Origin of the sequence: Agrilactobacillus fermenti (genome assembly GCF_047943045.1) — a bacterium.
Lineage (GTDB): Bacteria > Bacillota > Bacilli > Lactobacillales > Lactobacillaceae > Agrilactobacillus > Agrilactobacillus fermenti.
Genome location: NZ_CP181347.1, coordinates 2,256,797 through 2,283,245, shown reverse-complemented (window position 1 = coordinate 2,283,245; position 26,449 = coordinate 2,256,797). Strand labels below are relative to the sequence as shown.

At 41.1% G+C, this 26,449-nt stretch carries 18 protein-coding genes; 9 read left to right on the top strand and 9 right to left on the bottom strand.

Features of this window, described 5'->3' with window-relative positions:
* Positions 1-11: 11 nt before the first annotated feature.
* Both ACNAN0_RS11300 and ACNAN0_RS11295 read left to right on the top strand, forming a co-directional pair.
* On the top strand, positions 12-1,223 hold the full coding sequence (locus tag ACNAN0_RS11300) for a MalY/PatB family protein (protein ID WP_416353330.1): 1,212 nt from the start codon (positions 12-14) through the stop codon (positions 1,221-1,223).
* 15 nt (positions 1,224-1,238) lie between these two features.
* Entirely contained in the window at positions 1,239-2,408 is a 1,170-nt protein-coding gene (locus ACNAN0_RS11295) for a trans-sulfuration enzyme family protein (RefSeq protein WP_416353329.1), read from the top strand.
* A 256-nt stretch (positions 2,409-2,664) separates the two neighbouring features.
* On the opposite strand, the gene ACNAN0_RS11290 is transcribed toward ACNAN0_RS11295, so the two are convergent.
* The 5 genes from ACNAN0_RS11290 to ACNAN0_RS11270 form a co-directional block, all read right to left on the bottom strand.
* Positions 2,665-3,117, bottom strand: coding sequence for a GNAT family N-acetyltransferase (locus ACNAN0_RS11290; RefSeq protein ID WP_416353328.1), 453 nt, complete (start codon positions 3,115-3,117; stop codon positions 2,665-2,667).
* A gap of 50 nt (positions 3,118-3,167) precedes the next feature.
* On the bottom strand, positions 3,168-3,941 hold the full coding sequence (locus ACNAN0_RS11285; RefSeq protein WP_230914405.1) for an ABC transporter ATP-binding protein: 774 nt from the start codon (positions 3,939-3,941) through the stop codon (positions 3,168-3,170).
* The gene (locus tag ACNAN0_RS11280; RefSeq protein WP_416353327.1) at positions 3,910-4,833 is read right to left on the bottom strand and encodes an ABC transporter permease; all 924 of its coding nucleotides are present in this window, start codon (positions 4,831-4,833) and stop codon (positions 3,910-3,912) included. Before ACNAN0_RS11280 ends, ACNAN0_RS11285 begins: the two co-directional genes overlap by 32 nt.
* Positions 4,830-5,834 carry a tryptophan ABC transporter substrate-binding protein gene (gene trpX / locus ACNAN0_RS11275; RefSeq protein WP_416353326.1) on the bottom strand — a complete coding sequence of 335 codons (1,005 nt, stop codon included), beginning with the start codon at positions 5,832-5,834 and terminating at the stop codon, positions 4,830-4,832. The genes ACNAN0_RS11280 and trpX overlap by 4 nt, the downstream gene beginning before the upstream one ends.
* 612 nt (positions 5,835-6,446) lie before the next feature.
* Positions 6,447-6,764 carry a hypothetical protein gene (locus tag ACNAN0_RS11270; protein WP_416353325.1) on the bottom strand — a complete coding sequence of 106 codons (318 nt, stop codon included), beginning with the start codon at positions 6,762-6,764 and terminating at the stop codon, positions 6,447-6,449.
* A gap of 155 nt (positions 6,765-6,919) precedes the next feature.
* Here ACNAN0_RS11270 and ACNAN0_RS11265 point away from each other — a divergent pair, with 155 nt between their 5' ends.
* From ACNAN0_RS11265 to ACNAN0_RS11255, 3 genes are all read left to right on the top strand, one after another.
* Positions 6,920-8,674: a hypothetical protein gene (locus tag ACNAN0_RS11265; protein WP_416353324.1), complete on the top strand. Its 1,755-nt coding sequence runs from the start codon at positions 6,920-6,922 to the stop codon at positions 8,672-8,674.
* A 14-nt stretch (positions 8,675-8,688) separates the two neighbouring features.
* Entirely contained in the window at positions 8,689-8,913 is a 225-nt protein-coding gene (locus tag ACNAN0_RS11260) for a hypothetical protein (protein WP_416353323.1), read from the top strand.
* 303 nt (positions 8,914-9,216) lie between these two features.
* Positions 9,217-13,287: a hypothetical protein gene (locus ACNAN0_RS11255; protein ID WP_416353322.1), complete on the top strand. Its 4,071-nt coding sequence runs from the start codon at positions 9,217-9,219 to the stop codon at positions 13,285-13,287.
* A 104-nt stretch (positions 13,288-13,391) separates the two neighbouring features.
* Here ACNAN0_RS11255 and ACNAN0_RS11250 read toward each other — a convergent pair whose 3' ends face one another.
* The 4 genes from ACNAN0_RS11250 to ACNAN0_RS11235 all read right to left on the bottom strand — a co-directional run bounded on the left by ACNAN0_RS11250 (position 13,392) and on the right by ACNAN0_RS11235 (position 23,502).
* Positions 13,392-17,390, bottom strand: coding sequence for a hypothetical protein (locus tag ACNAN0_RS11250; RefSeq protein ID WP_416353321.1), 3,999 nt, complete (start codon positions 17,388-17,390; stop codon positions 13,392-13,394).
* 349 nt (positions 17,391-17,739) lie between these two features.
* Complete coding sequence (locus ACNAN0_RS11245) at positions 17,740-20,709, bottom strand: hypothetical protein (RefSeq protein ID WP_230914180.1); 2,970 nt, start codon at positions 20,707-20,709, stop codon at positions 17,740-17,742.
* Between the two features lie 378 nt (positions 20,710-21,087).
* Positions 21,088-22,647, bottom strand: a complete 1,560-nt coding sequence (locus ACNAN0_RS11240) for a glycosyltransferase (RefSeq protein WP_416353320.1) — start codon at positions 22,645-22,647, stop codon at positions 21,088-21,090.
* 27 nt (positions 22,648-22,674) lie between these two features.
* Positions 22,675-23,502 carry an alpha/beta hydrolase gene (locus ACNAN0_RS11235; protein WP_230914178.1) on the bottom strand — a complete coding sequence of 276 codons (828 nt, stop codon included), beginning with the start codon at positions 23,500-23,502 and terminating at the stop codon, positions 22,675-22,677.
* An 87-nt stretch (positions 23,503-23,589) separates the two neighbouring features.
* On the opposite strand from ACNAN0_RS11235, the gene ACNAN0_RS11230 reads away from it, so the two are divergent.
* From ACNAN0_RS11230 to ACNAN0_RS11215, 4 genes are all read left to right on the top strand, one after another.
* Positions 23,590-24,114, top strand: coding sequence for a GNAT family N-acetyltransferase (locus ACNAN0_RS11230; RefSeq protein ID WP_416353319.1), 525 nt, complete (start codon positions 23,590-23,592; stop codon positions 24,112-24,114).
* Positions 24,115-24,192: 78 nt separating this feature from the next.
* Entirely contained in the window at positions 24,193-24,744 is a 552-nt protein-coding gene (locus tag ACNAN0_RS11225; protein ID WP_416354196.1) for a hypothetical protein, read from the top strand.
* 143 nt (positions 24,745-24,887) lie between these two features.
* Entirely contained in the window at positions 24,888-25,385 is a 498-nt protein-coding gene (locus tag ACNAN0_RS11220) for an LPXTG cell wall anchor domain-containing protein (protein WP_230914175.1), read from the top strand.
* A gap of 162 nt (positions 25,386-25,547) precedes the next feature.
* Positions 25,548-26,354 (top strand): WxL domain-containing protein, encoded by an 807-nt coding sequence (locus ACNAN0_RS11215; RefSeq protein WP_230914174.1) that lies wholly within the window; start codon positions 25,548-25,550, stop codon positions 26,352-26,354.
* Positions 26,355-26,449: the final 95 nt, after the last annotated feature.

The following is a 26,449-nucleotide window of genomic DNA, read 5'->3' as shown; positions in this document are numbered from 1 at the left end:
AGCGATAAACAATGGTTGCACCATTATCAGGTGAGTTGAAACAATTTGTAGCAGAGCACGTGGTGGATCGGCATAATACGAATTCGGTAAAATGGGATCTATTACAAGACAAGTATGGGGACGCCAATCTTTTGGCAATGTGGGTGGCCGATATGGAGTTTAAAGCACCCCAAGCGGTTCAAGATGCCCTTGTTGCTCGAGCACAGGCCGGGACTTTTGGGTATTCTTTCACACCCCAGAGCTATTATGATGCTTTTATAAATTGGCAGAAGCGGCGTCATGAGGTGACTTTGCAGCAAGATTGGATCCGCTTTGACACTGGTGTGGTCAACTCTTTGTATCGTGTCGTCAATTGGCTGACTGAACCCAACGAAAAGGTAGCCGTTTTGCAGCCGGTATACTACCCCTTTACGGAAGCTATCGAACATCAAGGGCGTAAAGTTGTTTCTGTGGATCTGCTAAATGGTGATCAAGGCTGGCAGATCGATTTTGCTAACTTGGAAAAAACGTTCCAACATGAGGACATTAAATTATTACTCTTCTGCTCGCCGCATAATCCTGTGGGCCGTATTTGGTCAGAGGCTGAATTAGAAGCCGTTTTAAAGCTTTGTCACACTTATGGGGTACAGCTGGTCTCTGATGAGATCCATCAAGATTTTGAAATTGGCAAGCAGCGCTTTACGTCCGTATTGAAAGTGGCCGATGGGGCTTATGCAGATCAAGTGATTGTTTTAAACGCCGCTTCAAAAACCTTCAACCTGGCGGCATTATTGAATTCTCATGTGATCATTCCTAACGAAAAGTTACGTCAATCGTATGATGCCTTTGCGGAAGGTCAACATATTGTTGAGGGCAGCCTGCTGGGTCAAGTTGCGACAGAAGCTGCTTATAACGAAGGTGAGGCTTGGTTCGATAAGTTATTGGCCGTGATCCGTTATAACTATCAATATTTAAAAGACACTTTGGCTGAGAATGTCCCCGAAATCACTGTATCTGATTTGCAGGGCACTTATTTAAGCTATGTGGATTTGGCTCCGATCATTCAACCAGAGGAAACGGAAAAATTTATTCAAGAGACCTGTGGTTTAGCGGTCGATTATGGTGCTTGGTTCTCGCCCAAAGATCAGACTTATATTCGTTTGAATTTGGCGACGAGTCCAGAAAATGTTCAGACAGCGACTGATCGGTTAGTCACACAATTAAAACAAAAACGAAATAGGTAGAAAGTAGGTTGAAATATGGTAAAAGTTGAAACTGATCATGCACTCGCCTTTGATTCTTTAACTGTTCAAGGTGTACCCGCGCGAAAGAATGAGTACGGCGCTATCATGCCCCCAATCTTCTTATCAACGACTTATCGTTTTAAGGATATTGATCATCAGGGTGCCTATGAGTACATACGAACACAAAATCCGACGCGTCAAAAAGCTGAAAACTTAGTGGCTCGTCTAGAAGGTGCAAAACACGCTTATGGCTTTACGTCTGGCATGGCAGCATTAAGTACCATTTTTGAGCTGCTGGCGCCCGGCGACCACGTGATCAGTTCCAGCAATATCTATGGTGGTACTTACCGATATTTCATCGATTTCTTCCAGAAGAAACAAATTTCCTGTCAATTTCAAACGGATTTGAATCAATTGAGCGATTCAGACTTTGAACCAAATACAAAAATCGTGTTTCTAGAAACACCAGCTAATCCTACGTTACGCGTGATTGATATTGCTCATGTAGCTGAGTTGGCCCACGCTCATGGTGCATTGCTGGTAGTGGATAACACTTTCATGACGAGCTATCTGCAAAAGCCCTTATCTCTAGGGGCAGATGTCGTTGCCTATTCTGCTACTAAGTTTTATGGTGGGCATGCGGATTTGTCGGCCGGTTTTATAGTGTGTAATAACGATAGTTTGGCGGAAAAATTTGCGTTTTATCAAAATACATTAGGCGCTACCTTAAGTCCTTTCGACAGTTATACGCTGATTCGCGGCACGAAAACCATGGCGTTGCGCTTAGACCGACAGCAGGAAAATCTAAAATATTTGCGGGAAACATTGGATAAACACCCTGCAGTCGCCCGCGTGCTCTATCCGGGGTGGTATTCTAGTACAGAAGCTGCTATTCAGCAAAAGCAAGCCAATGGATTAGGCGCCTGTTTATCCTTTGAGGTCGAACCAGAAGTCGATTTAGGGGTATTCTTCGATGCTCTACAAATGATTGATTTGGCCGTTAGCTTAGGCGGCGTGGAAAGTCTGGTATGTCAGCCTAAAACCATGACCCATGAACCCTACCCTGATGAAGCCTTGGCTAAGATCGGCGTCACAGATAGACTTGTGCGTTTTGTGGTAGGAATCGAAAATAAAACTGACTTGATTTGGGATATGACCCAAGCTTTAGATAAAGCACGACAGTAAATAGCGTAGACAAAAACACCACAATCCTTTTATGAGGTTGTGGTGTTTTTGGTTACTCTGACATACATCGACAAGCACTACAAATAAAAAAAGCCGCCCCGCTGTAACTTTGGCAGGTTACGGGACAACTAAAAATCGATCTGACACTAGCCACCGCCTTTGAAGCGGCTTGCACGGGAAGTCCTAAATTTAGAGGGGCTTCCTTTTTGATGTCTATATTATACCATGTTTAACAAATACTAGCTAAAATGTTTTATTAAATAAGAGTTTTTACAAGTTTCAATTCATCATGAATTGGAATGCCGGCGTCTGATTTTAGGGGAATTTCCGGTTTGGTCTGACGAGCGCGATCAACAGCATCTGGAAAAATAGCAACAATACGGTAACCACGCTTTTGATAAAACTTTAAAGCAGTCAAATTATCGTTAGTCGTAACCAAAGTAATTATTTTGGCACCTTGATTCTTAACATAGCGCTCCAAATAATTGATCAATTGAGTACCATAACCTTGATTTTCAATGACACTATCTAACGAAATAATCTCAACTTCGAAACGCTGATTGACATATGTGATTAAAGCTACGATTTTATTATCTTTCAAAAGTACAAATCCAGGTAAAGCATCCAGGTTATAGGTGCCACTAGAAATCACCATTTTAGTATTTCCCCAATGATTTTGGAAGAATTGTTGTCTTTGTTTTAGTGGCACTTCGGTGAGTTTTTTTATTATTATATTAGACATAATTTCTTACGCTACACCTATGCAATGGCACTATCAAAGAACTCTAGCATATCTTCTTTGGAAAGATTAGCTTTGGTTGTTTGGTCATAGTCTTCGGCAATTTGACCAGCATTCAGGACTAAGAGGCGATTACCGTAGGCTAGGGCGTCGTCTAAATGGTGGGTGATCATAAGACAAGTGAGCTGACGTTCAGAAATTACTTGATTGGTGAACGTCATGAGTTGCGCACTGGTTTTAGGATCTAGGGCAGCTGTATGTTCATCTAATAAAAGGAGATCTGGTTCTGAAGAAACGGCCATCACTAGACTCAAAGCTTGACGTTGACCGCCGGACAGATCTCCAGTTGGGGTTTCAAAACGATTTTCCAAACCATTTTCAAAAAGGCTCAATTCCTTAACAAGTTCTTGGCGCTGCTGTTTTAATTTGCGCAGTTTTAACCCGCGGTGCTGGCCGCGTTTTTGCGCCAGTAATAGATTTTCGCCGACGGTCATTCTGGGGGCTGTTCCTAACTTAGGATCTTGGAAAACCCGGGAAATGTACTTTGCGCGTTTTTCTTCAGAAAATTTGGTAACATCTTCGCCATTTAATAAAATCTGTCCGGAAGTAGGGGTGAGGTGGCCGCTGATGACGTTGAAAAGGGTACTTTTACCAGCGCCATTCGTCCCGAGAATGGTTACAAAATCTCCGGGGTAAATATTTAAGTTGATGGCTTTCAGAATATCGATGTCTTGACCGCCGTTGTTAACGGTAACGGTCACATTATTTAGTTGTAACATTGGCTGTTTGTTCATGACGGGCCACTCCTCGCTGGATTAATTTTTGTAGCTGAAATTTATTTTTCAAAGCAGGTGACATTAGGGCTAAAGCTAATACGATAGCTGAGATCAGCTTTAAATCGTTGGTATTGAAGCCAAGTTGGAGCACGAATAAAATCACAATACGATAAATGATACTGCCAAAGATCACAGCTAGCAACCGTTGGGTCATGGTAAGGTCGCCATAGACGACTTCACCAATGACAACTGCAGCTAAACCAATGACGATGACACCCATGCCCATATTGACATCAGCATAGCCGTCATTTTGGGCAATCAAGCCACCGGATAAACCGACAAACCCATTAGAGACCACGAGGCCAATAATCTTCATGGTATCGGTATGTATCCCTAGCGAACGAGCCATATCTTCATTGTCTCCAGTAGCGATAAAAGCTTGACCCAAGTCTGTTTTTAAGAAAAATGTTAAGAGGACAAAAGTCAAAGCTACCGTCAATATACCCAAAATAATACTGTTAAAATAGGGTGGTAACTGATCATAAAGCCGGCTGGTAAACAGTGTTTTGGCATTGAGCAGAGAAACGTTTGATTTTCCCATGACGCGAAGATTAACAGAATAAATCGCCGTCATCACTAAAATACCCGCTAATAAAACTGGAATTTTACCTTTAGTGTAGAGTAAACCTGTTGCCAGTCCGGCTAGACCACCAGCTATAAATGCCAGCAGCGTCGCAATTAAAGGCGAGAGGCCATTGGTAATAGCCGTAACGCAGACGGCGGCGCCCACCGGAAACGAACCTTCAATGGTCATATCTGGGAACCGCAAGATTCGAAAACTTAAAAATAAACCAATACCTAAGATACCATATAATAGACCTTGTCCAATTGCTGAAGTTACTAAACTCATTTGATCAGTTCTCCTTTCGTTTGTGCCTCATGAATCAAGTTTTCGGGAATTTGGATACCGAGTTGCTTGGCGGCTTTCAGATTCAAGACTAATTCACCTTTATCAATGACCTTAACAGGCGTTGTGGCTGGTTTTGCCTTGTCTTCCAAAACATCAGCGGCCATATTGCCAGTGGCGACCCCGAGCTTGTATTGATTGACACCAATCGTAGCTAGACCACCGTCGTGAACCATGGTCCCTGCCGGTGGGAATAAAGGTACACGAGCGATGTTGGCATTCTTTACAAGAGTTTTCATCGCACTGGCGACGTTATTATCCTGGGGAATGTAAACCGCCTTGACCTCTTTTAACATTTGTTGGGAGACCTGATCTAAGTCGTTCGTGGTGCTGATCGTATAAGGCTTGATCGTCAGCCCATATTTCGGGGCAATCGTTTTTAATTGGTCTACGGTAGTTTGTGAGGAAACACTGCCAGCCGTATAAATGACACCTAAAGTTTTGACATTAGGCATGATTTTGTGAACTAAAGCAATCTGAGCATTTGTCGGATTACGGTTAGAAATACCGGTAATATTGGCGCCAGGATGAGCTAAGTCTTTAACAAGACCAGCTGAAACCGGATCGGTGATCGCACCCATGATCATTGGGGTAGATTTTTGAATGTTTGCCAGTGATTGGGCTGCGGGTGTTGCCACACCAATGGTTAGGTCGGGGTTTTTAGTGTTTAATTTTTCGGCCATGGATTTTAGATTACTTTGATCGCCTTGGGCATTTAAGACAGTGATATGCGCGGTTTTACCATCTTGATAGCCGCGTTTAGCTAGCTGGTCGATGGTGCCCTTGGTGATATCATCTAGCGCTGGCTGCGATAGGGTTTGTAAAATGCCAATTGTTGGTAGTTGCTTAGCTTGTGTTTGCCCAGCGGTTTTGGCTTTAAATGAGAAGCCAGCCACACCGAGAAAAATCAGTATAATTAAGATGGATGCATAAAGTCGTTTCATTTCCATTCCTCCTAGAAATAAATTAAGTAATTAAAAAGACGCAGCCACAATATTTCTTTGCGGGTGCGTCTTTTTGAAGATAAAGAAAGCCCGCATAAATCGAATTACCGATCCATGCGAGCTATAGTAAGAAGGTCTCAGCATAGATACGGTCTACGTTTGGTAGACCGTATCAAACACGATCCACCGCTAGTGGCTTTGCCACCAAGCAGCGGAAGTCCAAGTATGTAAACTTAAAGATCGTGTCATTGTCATGCTGAAAACTTCCTTTCTTTTCTCATCTTTGATTAACTTATTTCTCATTTAACCATGTAGGCAAGTGTACGTCAAGTAAAAAATGAATTATTTTGAAATTAGTTGATGATTTTCACGCTCTAAACGCGTTCACAGTGCCAATCGTTTTGCTTAACTACGAATTACTTGCAGGTGCAAGCACCTACTGCATAATTCTAGATTAATGCGCAACGCTTACCCAGCACTGTTCACGCTCTGATTAAATGCGCTCGAATCATCAGTTTTCTCACTCAACTACGACTTACTCGTGGGAAAGTTCCCCCACCACGCAAGTCTAGGTTGGTGCTCGAAAACTACCCGATGATTCTCACGCTCTGTTTAAGCTTTGCCGATTTCGTTGATTTCTTCTTCGGCTTGTTGTGTGATTTTAACTTCTTTATTGTGGGATACTTCGGAGAGCTTATCCATGGCATCTTCACGTGTTTTGATGATATCCATGTTGAAGATAATACCTTTGATGATCCCATTTTCATAGTCGAATAATTCAAAAGCTAGATATGGATCTTTCCCAGCATCATGCAACTCTTTATCAAGTTTATCACATAATGCTTGACCTTTTTCACCGTTATCAATATCTGCAGAATCTTCCGCAGTTAAATAACCCTTTGTCATAATTTTTTCTGATAAATCAGTCATTATAATCGCCTCTATGACTCATTATAGTTCTTTTTTCAGTAAGTGACGCACTCAAGTTATAAATAAAAAGTTTTTTGAAATTGAATTGCTGCGCAAAGACAGATTATTCGCGGTATAATTTAAGAAGATAAATACGTGATCAAGGAGGGGCCACAATGGCAGAGGATAAAACGACAGATTTGATGAATTTCCAGCCGAAACCTTTACTATTTAGTGCTTCTTTGGCTGATGCGTTGGGCGTGAATCTATCGGCAACACAGGCTGATGGCATGCCTGATTATAGCCGGCAGCCATTGATCCCTCATCCCACTATCCCGATTGCGCACCAAGAACAAACTGTAAGTGACCCCAAGCTCGAGGCCGCTAAAGCGGCATACCAACAAGCCCAGCAGCGGACCAAACTGACGCAATTAGCATTACAACAAGATCAGCAGCAAAACCAGCAGCAACGTCAAGCCGTGACGGAATATCAACAACAATTAACCGCTGGATTGGCGCAAGCCCAGCAACAGGCGGCAGCCCTAGAGAAGCATTATCAGGAATTGACGGCACAACGTCAGAAATTGGTTCAAAATAAGGCTACGCAGTTGACCGCAAATCAACAAACAAACGCTGATTTACAGCAACGTGTCAATACAGCTAGTGCCGAATTACGTCGGTTGCAAGATAATGTGGCAGTTGGCACAGACCAGGCAGCAGCACAAACTCAGGCAACGCAAGCCTATTATGCACAGGAACTACAAAACGGGCAACAACAGCTACAACAATCTTTACAACGACAGAATGATATTGAGCAGTCTTTTGATCAACAACTATCCGAAATTCAAAGTCAAATTGAACAAATAACCTTGCAATTGAATGCAAGACAAAATGAGAGCTTAATTTTTCAAGCCAAGTTAGCAGATTTAGCGGTTTCGAGTCAAACTGTGACAGCAGCAGAGAAAAAAACAACAGCTAAAGTTCAAGCGGCAATCGATGCTGAAGCGAAGGCTTTTGATACGCTGATGGCATTGAAGCGGCAACGTAGTGGTCTATCAGAAGCCCAGCAGCACGCGATTGCTAGTGTGCCGCAAGCTAGTGAAATCGAGCAGGGACCATTACAATATGTTGCGGTAACAAGATTTCAAAGTGCTGGCTACCAAGCTTTGAGACAGGCAAATACGGCTAGTTCAACGTCAATCTATTTTTTACCGCCGACAGCGATTGCTGGGTTTGCATTGGATCTAGATCAATCTTTATTGATTACCGATCGTGAAGTTGTCGGTTCACTAAGAGAACTATTGGCCGATGTCGGTACCGCTGATCCTATTGAAGCAGTGGATACTTTGAATCGGGCACCAACCAATGGCAATGGCCGCTCTCATCGGGCGTTATTAACTTATGTTTACCAACGTCAATTGACCTTGATCACAAAGTATCAGACGACCGAAGCGCGCTCGGTTTATCAGTTAGCCAGTACTAAGATTGCAACGGATCCCAAGCATGACCGGTTTAGCTATCCTAAGTCCTTTCGGGAATATCGGGTTAATTGGCAGCAGAGTCAGCTAACTTTGGACGATGATCCTGCGAATTATTTACCAAGCTATTTAGCGGGCGCCAATGGCAATGGTATCCAAGCTTTGGAAGATATTAATGAAGATATTGCCCGGGGACGTTTGTTGGCTCGTAAAATAACGCTGACTTATGAATTTGCACCTGTTCAGGAAAGAATTTATCGTGATGAAAAATCAGCGTCAGCTGACTCAAAGCAAAGCCCCACAACGACAAAAAAACTATTTGGCAATACGAATACACAGCAATCACAGACAACAGCAACAGATCAGCTAAATTCGTTGTTAGGGACCTATGGGATTGTTAAAATTAAACGGGGCGGCTATTTGGATAGTCATATCATGCCCCGAAAATATTAAGCGGAGGTGATCAAATGTCAGAACAGACAGATAAATTAAAAAAATTTGTTTTGGAACGGACCAAGCCTGACCAAACAGAACAGATGACACAGTTGATCGATGAAGTAAGTCAACGCCACGATCAAAATAAATTAGATACAGTGTATCTTATGTCGATAGTGCCTAAGGCGATGGGCATGATCAAGCCCGAAGCGATGGGTGAGGTTAAAGCAGCACTTGATAAGTTTCGAAAAAAATAGGCTTATCGTAATTCAAAAATATAATATCCGTAAATTAAAGCAGTTGGTTGCAAAGTATTAATTTTGGGCCAGCTGTTTTTTTGTATCATTTGATGACATCATATCTATATTAATTTATTTATATAAATATGGGTTAAATATACTTAAATTCAATATAGTACTAATTATTAAGCCTTTAAATATTAAAATGATATACTTAGGCCGACTAATAGTTACTAAAAATTTGTTGAGGACCTATTTTTATCTCTTGAATTTACAATTCAAGCTTTAAATAAGCGTAATTGTTTTGGGGGGAAGGTAAAAGTGATGCATCGAGTGGATCAATCTAAAAAAGTCCGTTATATAGTGATTTTTGTGGCTATTCTTATGTTGACATTGCTAGTGACGGCTAATCAGGCGGAAAAGGCACAAGCAAATGAGCCAACAAAAATCAGCACAGAATATGCTGCTCAACAGTTCTTGCAGCAGCAACGTAACTTAGCACTGAATGATAAACAAGCTGAGTTACAGACGAAGATTGACGCAGCTTATCAAAAGGGCAATCTTGGCATTTTGGAAAACTATCTCAAAGGCTTACTGGCTAGCACTTTTACACAGACACCAGATGACCAAAGACAATATGCTGATAGTGCTGTCAAAGTCATGGCCACATTATTTATGTTGTCTTCACTAGTAAACCGTTACCCGCAAATTGATAGTGCGGTCAATGCGCAAGTCAATACGGCTAAGATAATGGCCGCCAATGCAAGTTATTCAGTTTATGCCACTCAGTCTCAATATAACTATGAACCGACTTCTGGTGAAGTTGACACGACTAAGAAGTTATTTGGTGCCGAATATTATCCTCGCCTTGGGCAAGATAATAGTGCTGGTATTACGACCAATCAAGTAGAGACCATTCAAAATCCGAATAGCAATGTGCCGCACTTATATTTGAAAACCGTGCGTACGATTCCACGAGTCAAACCCTGGGATGGTGTTTTCAACAATAATAACTATGATCGGCTTTCTAACATGAGTTTGCGTTATCAGACAGGATATCATATTGGTTCGATTTCGACTTCAGATCCAGGTGCTTTTTATACCGGTTATATTCGGGCAAGTAATGGGAATTCACCTTGGCGTGATGGGCAAGTGGTCATGTCTGGGTATATGCCGCAATCAGCCAATTTGTTGATTGATCCCTTGCTAACTGCTTATGGTGATTATCAGAAGGGCAATTATGGGGCCCATGTTCAAGTGAGTTTACCCGATGGTGTTGATGCGGCTGCTTTTTTGAAATCATTAGATTGGAACCAAACCGGGGCATCGGATACGTTTATCCCTTCAAGTGCTTTTTTAGGTAACTTAGCGGATCCAATCTATGCCCTGATTAATGGGGTCCTAGGTGCTTTTAACCTGGGGATTTTGTCTTTTCCTTTACAATTTTATCCAGAATACGCTGGGGTGGATGCCAAAGATCCTAGTAAGATCTACTTACCAATTGGCGGAGTTAAATTAACAGACTCTTGGCAGCCCAGCAAAATGAATGATCATATTCCGATTGCTTCGATTCAAGCGGCCGTGACAAATTTGAAAAACTCATTAACGAAGATTACCGGATTTATTGAGTCTATTAACATTCCTATGTTACAAGATTTGATCAAACCACTAATTGATGCTATCAAGGGTAGTTTAGATGTATTTAACGGGATCACTGGTGCAGCTGGGACTGCTTGGGGTGTTGCTTGGCAAGTGTTTAACAATACGCTGCTTAGAATTCTGTTTCCTCTTGGAATGACGGGGATTTTTAATTTGAACGGTATCGTATCTGGTTGGGCTAAATTTGATATGACGCGATATAGTGGCAATTGGAGCACCGATGAAATCAATGCTAACCAGACCTATTTCCCAGATAATTCCAAGACCAAATCGAATTATTTAGCTGCGGCCGATGATTCGCCTAATAAAGTATTGACGCGAGGATCATTGCCACCCAACTATAACAATAAATGGGGCCAGCATTATCGCGCTTATATGCATGATGATATGCGCGCCCCTAAAATGTATTTGGCAACGACTTTTCATCAAGGCTGGTATATGGCCGCTGTGAATGATAATGCCTCTGGATCACTGGTAGATGCCAAGGATCAACAAGACTTAAGTACTTGGAGTTCTTATTTCTCGCCGATCGATCACGTGACTCAGGCACGAGATGCTGACAGTCAAAATCCGTTAACGCGCCTTTATGATCCCTTAAAGTCATTTAACATCAAACAACAAAAAGACAATAATGGCCAATATAAGAATGATCCGACCACGGGAGAAGCTGAGTTCCAAGAAGCCGATCAGCAATGGGTCACGACAGGTACAGGGTGGGATTTTCTTCATGGTGATCGGATTTATGGCCGCTATGATCCTTTAGATACCGGCGATATGGCGTTAGATGGGCCTAATTTTTATACGAGACGTGTCGACATGACTTATGATTCGAAGACGCCTAAAACATTTACGCAAATTGATGGTTGGAATGGAAAATCCAGTGATAGTGCTAGCGTTCAGACGAATTCAGAGAATCAAAAACGGTTCTTCCGGGTTATTGATTTCTTTAATCATGCGGATATCACGAATGATAAATCAACGGCGTTACTGCCATTAACTGCCGATGCGGACCATGACCCCACTGAGATAGCCAATAATCAGGTTGGTTTCGTTAAGAGTGATCAATTTGTACCCTTTATGAATACACACTTTAACCAAGACGTTAAGGTCTACTACAACGCATCGGCGCGGTCATCGCAAGATTTTAAGGGTAATACCAATTCTTCGTCATATGTTCAAAACGGGAATGTGGTCAATGGTAGTTTTATTACAGTCAATCAGCATGTGGAACCGCCTAAGCTCAATTGGGCTAGAACACCGGAGACCAATACGGCCGTCGATACAACCATTCATTTTGCCGGGACGATTTATAGTCAAAATGCTTGGCAAGCAAATATGCAATATCGTATTGTTCCAGATGATAAGGATATTAATAAGGTCAATTGGGGTCCATTTGACGATGGGCGATTTGGCTATGGAACGGTAGCCGTTTCTGATAATCAAGGTTGGCGGGCATTGAAAAAACGCGATGTACCTAATTACGGCTATTCTAATTACGTTCATCAAGCATTATTGTGGCGAAAATTAAGTACGGATGAGAAGGGCTTTCCATTGAATGATAGTACCTTAAATCATGGACCTTTAGGCAGTGACCCTAGCCAAACTGCTAATGATCAAACCATTACTTGGGATCTGCCGTACAATGTTGCTAAGAATACTGGGCGCTATATCATCCAGATTCGAGCAGTAGATAATTTTGGTGCCAGTTCTAATATTTTAGAGCATACTTTCCAAGTGGGGGATGGGGCTTCCGTAAAGCTGGTGGATCAAGTAGACGGACCGCCTGTTAGTAAGCTATATTATCAAAATGGCGCTAAGCAGTTCCCAGTTGATCGTACCGGAATATTCGTTCGATTACCTTGGAATATTAGCTTTTTCGGGGCACCAACAATGGATCCATATAATTATTTGCTGCAGCGAGACGATCGCTACAATGTCTCTGTATATCCTAAATTGATCCACGATTATGAATTGGCTTATGTAACGGTTGCCGAAGGTGAAAATTCAACTAATTCGGGCTTTTATGCAAAGGTCGGGAGTACCACGATCACTTCCGACCAGATGCCGGCCTATCATTTTAAGGCAAGTGATGTGCTGACGTCTGGTCGCGTCACCTTCACGTTGCCAGCCAGTAAGAATTACACGGTGACCTATCATTATAAACCGATAACCTTAGCTTTGAATGTGCCGACTGAAATCAATTACGGGATTCGAGCCAAGCCGCACACGGATATTTGGCAATATGCGCCAACCAAGCTTGCGCGAAATAATGCTTCAAATAAACTGCAAGTTGTCACTAATGGTGGCAATGATTCAACCTGGATTTTAAATGCGAAAGCCTCACAACTTAAACCAGAAAAAAGTGAGAATCCGTTATTAACTACCGGTGAAGCTTATTTCATTTATTACCACATGGTCCATGGTCTTAATAATACAGTGAATCAAGAAGCACTTCAGTTGAGTAGATCCTTGAATCCAATTATTTCACCAGGTGACAAGAACGGACAAGATGTCATTAATCAATCCTATACTGTTTCAGCGACAGCAGGCGGTGGATATATTTATGATATCTCTGATAGTTGGTACACGGTGCCTGCCTCGCGACGGGGTAATGATGTTTTGGCAGACGATAAGACGAGTTTGGTTTTGCAGGTTTATAACCCTGCGAATAATATCAAAGTTGATAAGTATCAAGGCACAATTGATTGGCAATTAGATAATTCAGTTGAATGATTCGTGGTTAGGTGAGGGCGTTGCCTTTTGGAACACGTTTAAGATTGAATTATTTAAACAATAAAAGCGACTGCAGATTTTATTTGCAGTCGCTTTTATTATGCTTATTCTAACGAAGAAGTGATTGAATAGGTCATTGTTGCGGTATATTTACCACTTTTTAGGACATTTGGTGAGCGCAAAGTCACATTATTGGTAGATTTTGTGTCTTCACCATCAGTACTATCATCACTGTTACTACTATTGGTGCTAGTAGTCTCTGGTTGATAATTTAACACTAGATTCGTTGGGGCCGTCTGATCCTCAATCGAACCATCGCGATAATAAACTACTTGGGCAATATTATCTGACGTTAACTCTTGACTCGTATGGTACGTTTCAATTTGTTGTAAAGTTTGACCTGTGTAGTAATCACTTAAATTATAGGCTTCATCAGATCCCGACTTATCGGCGTCGTAAAGACTAGGCTGCCCCAGATTTAACTTAAAGTTATTAGTAATCTCGGGGTCATTATCAGTACCATTGAGTTTGAAAGGCGACAGTTGTGCACTCAAGGTCCAATTGCCCTTATAGCTGGCTGGGTTATAAATCATTAATTGAGCCTGCTTTTTGCTAGCATCAGTCAAATTAAAGTTCGTATCGGTACTGACTTTGTGTTGCCCAAAGTCCAAAGTAGGGACCGATAAAATAGTTGGGGCAACAGTCTTACGCAACGTCACGGTATTAGATTGCCCTAGGGTAGCTGATCTATCGCTACGCTGGATAACATCAGTTAAAGTCAAGGTATCTGTTGTGAATTTATCGATATCAGAAATCTTATAGTTATAGGTATAAGTGACTGTATCACCTTGCTTCAAGGTTGCGCCTTTGAGTTGATAAATGGCAAACTGATTACCAACAAAATCGTTTTGTTGTATTGAAGAAGCAGTACCAGCTGAGCTTTTGACATCGGTGATATCGGCAAAAGTATTCATTGTATCTTGAACAGTGCTACCAGGCTTAGGTATCATGACTATTGGATCTGTCACTTCTGTGTTACCTTTGTTGGTGATTGTGGTTTTGACATGGATCACTTGATTAGTCGCAAATACCGGCTGAGTCGTATATTCATATTTACCATTATTGCTTGTAAAACGTTTTCTGACCGTCAATTTTTCAGTAGGTGTGGTATCACTCACACTGTACATGGATTCATTGGTTACATCGTTATTTTTATTGATATCAGCCTTATCAGGATCATAACCGGCGACGCTGTAATTGGTATTGCTACTATCACTAGTGGCGCCACCAACAAGCAATCCAGAACGCCGCAAACGTGTGGTAATCATACCGAAAGAATTATCAGCATTGATGGGAATGTAAATATCAGAGACAAGACCATTTTTACCAGTTTTGACCTCACCAGTGTCAGATGAACTTTTCTGGGCATATAAATGTACCTTAAAGTGGACCTCACTAGCACCATTCTTCGTAGCTACGGGGATGGCCCCATTAGCTGTACCAATATTTTTAAAGACCCAAGCGCCTATTGCGTCATAGTCTTTATCACCATAACCTAAAAAGGCAAAGGTATCTTGACCACTCGGATTTGTACCAGAGCGCTTACTAGCATTATCGGCAAAGGGATCATAAATTGTACCTTGATAGACATAACCGTTTTCTTTATCTTTTAGTTTATCTTTAGTTAAAGCTAAAAATTGAGGTAATCCTAGGTCAAGTGTAGGCCTTGAATCTTGGCTGATATTCAGTTGATTATCTAGTAGCGGAATTCCCGTTACTGTATTAATACCGGTGTATTTGATTTGACTAACTTTGTCGGTACCATTGACGTCATAAGGTGTTGAGTCACTTTGGCCGCTTGGGGCACTTTTGTCAGGAGTTTTGCCACTGGTACTTTTAGGATTCTTAGCTGTGATCTGAATGTTTTTGGCATCACTGTCGGTCGGTTTGACTTGAGTTGGATTCACATGCCCAGAACTGTCAAAATAACGATAAACTTGGGTGAACCGTTTTGGCGTGACACCCGCGGTTAGGCCCTCTTTGTAATCGTCTAAGCGATTCGACACATCGTTAAAAGTGTAGGTGTCGGGGGTGCTGACATCACTTAAGTTATATGTTGGATTGTTGTTGACCAAAAGCCCATCTTTACCAAAATCTAAAGCAGCACGTCGAGAATTGATTGAATCCGTCAACGGTGCCTTGGCATTCGGTGAGACTAAGTTGCGGTCGGTCTTTTCGTCTGCAAAGAGATTGTCAAAGGGCACAATAAAGTCGTTCCAAGATGTGAAGTTGGTATAAACAGGGTAAGCCGTCCCCTTGTCAATTTGGTCTTTTTGAATGACCGCATAGTCCATCGGCATGTCACCCGGCCATTTGGTAAGTGATTTCTTTGCTTCCAGTTGTGGCAGTTTAGTTGGATCATAATCAAAATTATACGTAAGTTTATCTTTGGTGGGGTCAGGATCACCTGAATCTGATTCCCGTTGCCAAATGTTACCCCACCAACGGGTTACCTTATCATGTTGAGTTGAGTTTTTGCGATCAGTTGTTGGATCATTTCCTAAAGGTTTATAGCGATCACCCATAGGCGGTTTACCCGTATATTTAGACTTAGTTAATGCTTTATATGGATCATACAACTGATCACTACCATATAATGATATTTTTAATGATCCATTACCATTACTATCATTGAAAGAGCCATCACTCTTAGCACTTGGAAAAAGCCGACCAGCTGTTAGGGATTTGAGGGCACTCTGAGTTTCTGAGGAGATAGAGTTGTTACCTGTGTTGCCTGAATTACCTGTATACTTGGACATGTCAAAGTTAAAGTTGATTGAAGCTTGTCCAACAAAGCCACTGGAGGTTAAATTCTGGAATAAGCTTGCGATTGTACTATTTAGTATTCCATAACCTGTATCGTAATAAGGCTGAATACCGTTAATCAGTGCTGCTGAAAAGCCTAGCATTTTAATTTTAGAAGCAGCACCTCCAGGGGAAGCAAGTTCCGCTAGCCAGCCAAGATTAGATAGATCGGGTTGCCAAGCTTTTCCTTGACTAGCAGTTACAGGATTGCCATCATTGTCTGGCAAAACTGATGTACCATCTGCAGTGACGTTATTACGATAATCGGTTAAATCTTGATCTGGTGATAAGATGTGAAAGGATGCTGTTGAACTGAGAACACCATCTGCAGAATCTATACGATATGGAATTCCCTTGACTTTTAAGTAAAAAGTATTGTCAGAATTAGGATCCATATAAACATGATGGTCGAATTGCATAGGAAAGTTCATAGCCTTCGCAATTTTTTGGACGTTACTATCCAGTCCAGTAATTTTTAAGTTAAAATAAGATTGAGTCCAATCAATGGTATTGGTAAATGCTTTGACATCGACGTCAGGTGGCAATTGAACTTTGACCATAACACCATAGTTACCACTAAAAAGATTCATCAATGCTTTCATATCTGGCTGAATTTTGACATAGATAGGGACGTTACCAGCAATATTTAGGTAACCACCTGAGTAGTTCTTATTACTAGCGGTATCTAGCTTCCAGGTACTATTCCCATTGCTAGAATTAGTTTGGACCATTTTATTACTATTATCATTCTCATTTTTAGTAGGTTTAAAGTTACGAGCACCATCTAAACCGCCTAAACCGTTTGAGTCACTGAAACTCATGAACCCGGGTTTTTTACCGTTGGTATCAAGATAGTTTATGACAAACCAAGGCTCAGTATCCATGCTATTTTTAGGCACCTTACTCTTTTGATCTGCTGTCAAATAAGGCCGAATCAACACAGTGGATTCACTGGAACTGTCAAAATCAGAACCGTTCATCTTGACTACTGGTGCCCCATCCGTTTGCTGGTCTGTTTGTACGCCGGTGGCAGCTCGAATACCTTGGCTAGGCGTGTACTGAAGTCCAGTATCGGGATTTTGGCGCATGTCTAGTGGTGGTGTACTCGAGGTGTTGTCGACTTCTTTGGACGAAGTTTCAGCGTGCGCACCACTTGTTGGCGCCAGCAAGGTGAATAATATCACAAACAGACCCAGAATAACTAGTTTGTGGGCAAAAGGACATTTATTTATTTTCATGAGAAGTTTATTTATTTTTACTAGATGCATTAGGTATATCTCCCCCAGAAAATCAAGCAAATACTACTACTTAAACTACTCCAAATTATAACATACCAATTTTATAATTATCTGCAAAATTTATAAAGATACTTATAATAAAATGAATTGTTTAATTTATGTAAGATTTTATTTTTGCTTTTATTTTAAAATAATTAAACATTATTTGGAATCTAAAAAAACAAAATATTTATTTTACAAGGAATTACTTTAGACTATGATTGATTTTTTTAAAACAAAAAAGTTGTCTGATTCCTAATTTTTAAGGAACCAAACAACTATTTGATTGCAACAAAATATTTATATAAATTTAGTTTTCTGAGCGGGTTAGCGACCAGTCGATTTCACCAGCGTATTGCCCAACCTTCAAGTCACTACGATTATCTTTCGTGATGCGTAAGATTGGACCACTGCTTTGATTGTCAGCAGTACGGTCAGCTTTGGCAACGTTAGGCCACCACTTGTTAGAAAGATCCACATTACTGGCAGCATCAGTATTGGCATAAACGGAAACCATTGTCGGTGTTAAAGTGATCGTTTTGTCACTATTTTGATACCCTAAAGCGTCTGGAATGGTCTTGGTGGCATCTGTCTCATTAGTCAGATGCTTAGAAACTTTTGCTTGGACAGTGAACTTGTGGTCAGCGGTGGTATCTTTGACAGTTAAATCAGGGCCATCCATGCGAACAATGTGATAGTCGCCAATACTTAGTGAAGTTGGATGCTTACCAAAGTAGAGTTTGGTGGGGAATGAAGTGAACTGGGCGTAGCCACTGTCATTGTAATAATAGTTGATATTCATTGGAGAGCCATCTGTATCAGGTGCTAGTGTCCCTTTACCAGTGGTTGGTAAATCAGCAGTATCGCTAAGTAAGGTGTATTTATCCTTCAAATAAGCCGGCGGACTACCTAAAAGGTCTGTTGCTGAAGTAGTAGTGGTAGTGTTTGGACTCCCATTATTGAAGTTATAAGTATCACCCACGTAGCCTTGCTTCGTAACCGGATCAATGATATCCGCTCCAGTTGCTCTGTCTCTAAAATGTAGGCTGACATGAGCCGGTTCATTAACAGGAATGTTTAAGACGTTTGATAGTAAAACAACATCTTGATTATAGTCTTGTAGAGAACTATCTGAAGTTTGAAAAGTCGTGTCATAAGCGTACAGATAAATATGATGGGTTTGACCGTCTTTGAGTTTAGCCACCTCTGCAGCGTCTGTGATCTTACCACTGAAACTCTTGTATTCTGAGTGGGGGACCGTTTCATTAGCAAAGGAAACGGAAGCCAACTTATTGCTAGAACTTTCAGCTGGTGGATTGCCGCGGTCAATTGGGGTGTCAATAGAATAGTAGATATGCACGTTAGGACTGTTGATATCTGACGCGGTACCATTGATCGTTACTGAAGTTGCATCAGGCTTGACCCGTAAATAACTATCGGCACGAATTGTAGGGGCGTAGATATTGCTAAGCCCACCATTAAATGCAATGTTCTGAGTAGTATTCGGCGAGAAAGTACCTACTCGATTCCGGGACCATTTCATATCAATTGCCGAGTCATAATCACCACCGCTAATATCCCCAGTACTATTCGGATTCCCAAAAGCTAACGTATCGGGCGTATGGAAAGATGAATTCTCACCAGGATCATCAGGACCGCTGAAAATTTGAAAAGGCGGGATATTACTTCTAAATGACAAACGACCGGAAGTATTGATGAAATCTGAACTTCCCAAAAGTGCGCTGCCTTTGTCAGTATACCGTAGATTTGCAATCCAGTGAGTCCCTAGCCAGCCATCAGGTGCATTAGGATAATCAAAATTGAAATTCATCACATAGGGGGAATTTAACGAGGGTGACCGGAAATAGACGCCAGTATTTTTACCAGCGTTGACCCCGGTTGTGATTTGATTGGCATAATAGATTGGTACGTCATCGCGTCGATTATTATCTGGCCCCATCTGGGTGTCAAACTGTCGTGCGTAATAGATGCCAGTTAAATCGTTATCTGCCGCAGTGGCCCCAGAGTTGGTTTTATTTGTTAATTGTTCGGTCATAGCCATCTGATCGCCATTGTTGTTGGGGTATAACGTATTTTTAACATGAATTGTAATGGGGTTAGTATGAGACCCGAAGCCTTTTATAAAATAGCCATCATATTCTAGGTGAATCTTGGTCACATCACTAGAATCTTGCCACATATGGACATGTTTAATTTGATCAAATTTGTAAAGTTGATAATAATCTGACCCAGTTGCTGGGGCGATTGCCTTTTGTTTAAAATCACCCATCATTAAAGCGGATGTCGTAGGTAAATAAAATGTATCGATTTTCGTAGCCTTTACATCATTAAAAAGAGAATAAACTCGTTTGCCATCAGGTGTAAGCATGTTGAAATTTGGAATATCAATGGCATTATTTGTTGGCGTGGTGTGAGAAATAGCAGTTGGATTTCCGGTATAGTAATTATTAAACATATATTGTAGTTGGTACCCATTTCCTACATTTAAAGTGACGGAGGGTCGTTGAATCGAAGTTCGCCAAACGTTAACGGTTAGTTTAGTTGTTGCGCTAGAACCGTTAGTGACATCAACAATTAATTTTTTACCTTCCGGTGTTAATTTTTGTATGCCAGAAAATGTGATTGAAAAGTCCAGAGTGACATCATCGGTGCTAGCATTGTAAGACGCCGAAGTAAATTGATAATCGTCCGAAGTTAACTCAGAGCTAGGATCTAAAGTAAAACTGTATGGCATTAGATTACTAAAATCGCCATCACTGAAATTCGGGAAATTAGTACTTTTGGGTAGTACAATTTCAATATTTGATTGTGCAGCTTCAACATCAGCTGTGGCATTCGTAGTGTCATTAGCACTAGCCGTAGCTAAATGTGTACTTGCGGATGCGATCAATAAGGGACTCAAAGTATCAGTGTCGCTGTTATCATCAGCTTGCTTGGTACTCGGGTATTTGGTTAGTTGACTTTGCAGGCTTGACGCTAACTTAGATTGCGTTGGATGTAAATAGGCTTGTATCGCTTGCTTTTTAGCATCAGGCAACGCCAGATATTGGTCTGGCGTGTAATTGGTGCCTACAATAGCTTTGAGCAGCCAGTCAGGGTACTTTGGCGGTGCCAACTTATAATTGGCTTTATTATTGATACCGACTTGTTGGGTTGTGGGTGCAGCGTGAATCGAGTTGATATTGGTATGGCTAAAAATTAAAAGTATGATCGATAAACTCAAAGATAGTAGAACCAGCCATTTATTAACTCTAGTCATAATAATCCCCATCCCAAAAATAAAATAAATAATAATATGTTAGTTTAAGTATAGCCTAATTATTTTTGAAATAAAGTTATTTTTTTAAAATAACAAGTATAAAATTATTTCAATTTAAAATAATCAATTATTTATTAGTTAAATCATTTGAGTAATTAGACCAATTTTGAGTTGCACACTATTTTTCCTTATATTCAGATTTAAAAATGTTGATTTATCTATCCTTTTTTAACTAATTCAAGCTAAAAAAAGTATAAAAAAACAGGGCAATTTAGGCTGCCCTGCCTTGAAATTCGACTTATTAATTGGAATATGGAAATGCATATCAATGTGTAATGAAATTTTTTCTAACTAAACGCGCTTTATTACGCTTTAGTTTTAAGCGCCTTTTGTCTCGCTTTGTTTATCAGCGACATCTTTCAAAAGAACTTGCCACTTCTGCCAAACATTGTCAGCAGTATATTTCTGAGCTGCTTCATAGGCACCATTGCTGAGTTTTTGTTGAAGGAAGCTATCCTTTAAGAGGTCAGTCATCTTTTCAGCTAATTGCTCGACGTTGCCGATTTCCACCAGATAGCCACTTTCACCATCATTGATGATTTCATCGGGGCCATAATTGATGTCATAGGCGATGACAGGCACACCATGACTTTGAGCCTCGATCAAAGCCAGTCCGAAGCCTTCACCACGACTGGTCCAGGCCAAGGCAACACTGTCATTGTAAATCTGGTCCATTTGATTGGTATAGCCGGTGTAGTAGACGCTATCGGCGACATCATTATCGATAATGGTTTGTTTCAATGAATTATAAGAAGCTTGATCTGCGTACATGCCAACGATGGCTAATGTTGCCTTAGGGACAGCTTTGTGGGCGATGGCAAAAGCCCGGACGATTTGGTCTAAACGTTTTTCAGGGGCAATTCTTGCTACAGCGACTAATTGACCAGCTTTACGATCAGAAATGGGGACCTTTTTGATATCGGCATCGATGTAGCCACTAGGCACAGCATAGACGGGATGCTTGAAGTGGAATCGATCGTCTAGCTGCTGTTTTTCTTTTTCTGTGGGGACGATCAAGCCATCAAATAAGTTATTGTGGCGAATCCCATAAGCATAATTATAATTTAGCCGCTTATCATTGGGGTCATCGGGATCCACCGTAAAGTTAGAGTGAAGATAAACATATTTGTGTGCTTTCGTCTTCATGGCGCCGACAGCGGGAGTAACCTCATAACGATCAGAAATGAAGACATTATTTTCACCGTGCTCTTTGTTCAAGAGGTCAAAGAAATATTGTTCTATCCCAGTGTTATTACTAAAAATCCGCATTTCGTCGTGCCAAGCCAAGGCCACACGATTCATTTGTTCCTGATTTTTATGATAAGAATAGAAAAATTTCAACGGCTTTTTGCCATCAGGTGTTAGATAGGTCTGCGCTTTCATGCGACCAGTATTTTGATCAATATCAAAATGAATCGACTTGAAGCCGCGGTAGTCATAAACGTCGGATTCTAATAATTTGCCGCTAGCATCAGCATAAGCAACGGAATCCAATTGGTTTGTTTCCTTGTCGACCCGAATCATCGCCTGCTTGCCATCTGGATATTGGGCCAAGTAACCGGTAACGATATAATCTTTATTTGACCGCTCTTCGCCTAGTGGTTTGGGTTTAGGCAACTGCTCAGCTTTCAAGAAGTCTTCTAGTGTATTGGTTTTAAAAGGGGCATTCAGTGTGCCTAAAAAGTAATCAAACATATTAAATGAACGGGCATCTTCTAAGCCGTTAATGTTAAAGTCATAGTGAAACCGAGAATAGTACATGGTTGAAACGATCGCTGCGCCTTCATCATGAGCCAAAAATAAATTCAGCCGTTTGATCATGGCATGTTCGATACCAGATGATTGATTACCAATACTGTTTGTGACAAAAAAATTCATTAGACTTCCTCCGTTAAATCAAAAATATTATTCCGTTGTTAAAGTGTTAAACAGCCATTCTTGCGCTAACTCAAACCATTTGGCCACATGGGGCAGGTCGGTACCTTCTCGCCAAGCCGTTTGGGCATTCGCCAAAGCTAGGCCATGTGGTCCGTGATCAAAGATATGTAATTCTTGGGGCACACCATGTTGGTTCAAAGCATTGGCATATAACAAACTATTTTTTACTGGGACCATTTGATCATCGTTTGTGACCCAGATGAATGTTGGTGGATTTTGTTTGTTGACGTGCTCATCAGCTGCATAGGCGTCCAAGTCATCAGCGATAGCTAGGGCATCTGATTTTTCCTTAGGGAACCCAGCTTTAAGGTTGATTACCGGATAACCTAAGACTAAAGCGGCCGGTTTGCGTGTATCAGCAGTGGTACCCGTTTGTTCGTCCAGCCATTTGGCAGCCCAGTAGTCGCCATAAAGTGCGGCAACTTGACCACCTACAGAAAATCCGGCCACAACGATGCGATTTGCCTCTAAAGCTAAGTCGTCGCTGTTCTCATAAAGATAATGCATGGCATTGGCTACGTCAACCAGTGGTGCTGGCATCAAGGGTGCTTTTTCATCAATAAAGTGGTAGCGCAAGTAGAAAGCTTGATAGCCTTGAGCATAAAAAGCTTGAGCTAATATTTCGGCTTGGTGTTCAGGAATGTGCGTGTAAGAGCCACCAGGAATAATGACGATACCGGGATAAGTTTGACGGTCGATCTCCGGATTTGGTTCGTGCACATAACCTTGAAGATATGCTGGCGCATGATCTGGTGTTTCCTGCTGTGTTGGTAAACTTTGTTTGAGTAGATACATAAACAAGCAACCTTTCTTAAAAAAGTTTTCTCTCCTATTGTATACTTTTTTGAGTAAGGACTTAAACCGATTCGAGGGATAAATTTTATGGAATTTCAACAACTATTAGTCGATGATTTACGCATTCGACCGTTTCAACCAACGGATATCCAGGACTACTGGGCAATTTTGAGCGATCCTTTAAATGAACAAATGGGCGGCCAGCCACGCCCACAGAATATGGAACAAGCCAAACAATGGCTGCAAAATGCTATCAACGCGCAAACTTTGGCTATTGAGCGGGTATCAGAAGCTAAGGTCGTTGGCCTGATCGAACAACAGCCGCGTTTCAAAGGACAGCCACCTTTAATAGATGAAACCGAAATTCAACTTGGCTTCCTAATGAATGCGACCTATCGCCGTCTCGGCATCATGTATCACAGCTTAAACAGATTATTTACCTATTATAAAGAACAGCACTTACAAGCCGTTTGGGCAGGCGTGTTCCCAGAAAATCAAGCTTCTATTAAGTTACTCACGAAACTTGGTTTTCAGTACCGATATACGGTTGATTTATCACACTTTGCATTGGATAGTCATAATAAGGAAGCTTATTACGAATTAACTCTTTAAAAATAGGTTAGAACTAATTTCTGAAAAATGGATATGTTATAATTGAAGCGGACTTGAAAAGGAAGGGATGCGTCTGTGTTGTATCAAGAAACGGCCTTAGAAAAAGCATATGAAACTAGGCTTAAAGCAATTGAACAGGATCCAAGCTTAACGATTCTGGAGACGATGGATCAACCACAAACCGATCCAAAAGACAAAGTAACACAATATATCGTTTATACTGATTTCACGGGAACGAGTAAGACCTCCAAAACAGCTTCAATTTATGTGTACACACCGTTGGAAAATATCGATCACTACCATAATAATAAGGTAGAGTATCAAAACCAATTGCTCTTTGAATATGACCCCTGGGATAAAAAAATGCATATCTCAGTCTTGGAAACACTAGGTGCTGCTTCTAAATTAGCTTTCTTTGATTATCAAAATCATGGCTTGGCTGAGTTAGCCCTCCAAACATTGATCAAGTTGGCGAAAAAGCATGAGATTCAAGCCATTGACGGTATGCTGTCCTCATTTGATGGGGATGATTGGGATCGCGTCAACCATTTGTTTGGTAAATTTGACTTCACTACATTGGCTTCCGATAAGCAGCGTGGCATCGCGATTTATAAACTAGAATTACACTAAAAAAGCCATGAAAAGTTCATACTTATTTCACATTTAGATAAGATTCCTTATTAAAGTTGGCACGCTCTTGTAAACGAAATTGGTATTATATAACTTGTACGAAGGTTTCAAATGTCACTTCTATTTGGGAGGGGTCGTATGAGATGAAAAATAGATCTGTTTCTAAGAAACGGCCTATCTGGAAAAAGTTAGTGGGTATTGGAATCGTCACAGCCATCATTTTCGCAGTTGTAGCTGGCGCCAAGTACACCGTTGCGTGGGCTGGTTCTGGATATGACTACAACGGAAACGAGGTGAGACGTGCGTTACCGGTTGCAGCATCTGAGAAAGGGCCCGCAAAGGGACAGTCGTCAGCACAAGTTGTCGTAGCTGATAATAGTAAGAACAATGGGACTGGTGGGAATAGTGAAAACGAGAACCCGGGCCAGGAGAATCCATCTAGTGGTAATAGTACTGGTGGCAATGTTGTGAATACTAATACTGGTTATGTTCCCCAAACCCCAAGTCTTAATGTGTCAACCAATCCAAACGCGCAATATCCGCAAACTAGCGATGACGTTAATATTTGGTTACCAATCGTTGGGATGACGTTGGTACTTGGATCAAGTATGATCGTATTTCGCAAAACTGCTAGCTTATAAGATTTCATAATAACTTCATACTAACTTCAACTTTTGAAAGAATTCTTTTTCAAAGTTGGCGCACAAATATCAAAACAGGAGTTATAATAATTTTTGTAAGTTGGCAATGAGTCAACTGGCCGAAAGGCTAAACTATTTATAAATTTATGGGAGGAAAGAATTATGAAAATGAACAAAAAGACTTTAGTTAGTTCTTTAGCTGTATTAGCAGCCGCTGCTGGTACATTGGCTCCTGCAGCAGCAACATTTGCCGCAACTGGTGCTAAGGCTGATGGTACTGCTTGGAATACTATTGATTTGTCAGATCGCCCTAATGGTACTGTCGCAGCTTATCCAAGTACTGGTGATGCAAAGATGGGTGCTGTTGCTTCAAGTGGAGAAGACAAAGGTACTGCTACTGCTAATTCTGAAGCATATGTAAACGTTAAGAGTGGTATTTTAACGCTTGATGCCGTACCAGATTTTGATTTTGGTGATGGTGTTGCTGGATCAACTGTTGGTTTAGTTGATAACAAGAGTGTTATTAATAATGATGGTAATGCACGTGGCTTGTTGCAAATTACTGATGCACGTACAACTGCTCAACAAACTGCAACTGGTGCCGGTTATCAATTAAAGCTTAGCGTTAATCCATTTGAAGATGGTAACAGTAACAGTGATGCTTATAACGCTTCCGCTGCTAATGCTGCTTCAACTGATGCTTGGAAGAAGAACTTCGATCTTTCCTTTGATGATGGCATCAATAGTACTTTTACACCTGCACCTGGTAACAGTGTTACATTGAATAGTGGTAAATATCAAAGTAATGCAGCTGCTAAGACTTTCTTAGATGCTACAACATCTAAGGGTCGTACTAAGATTTCTCTTGGTGGTGCAAATGAACAGTTTATCCATTTGGATATTCCAGAACAAGCTCAAGCTAAGACATATGTTAGTGCTTTGACTTGGACTTTAACACCAGGTCACTAATCTTTAAGCTAGGTTTATAAAAAAGTCGGGGATATTTATTCTCGACTTTTTTTATTTCGTTTTTGAAGGGTGAAGAAGATGCATTCGTTGAAGAA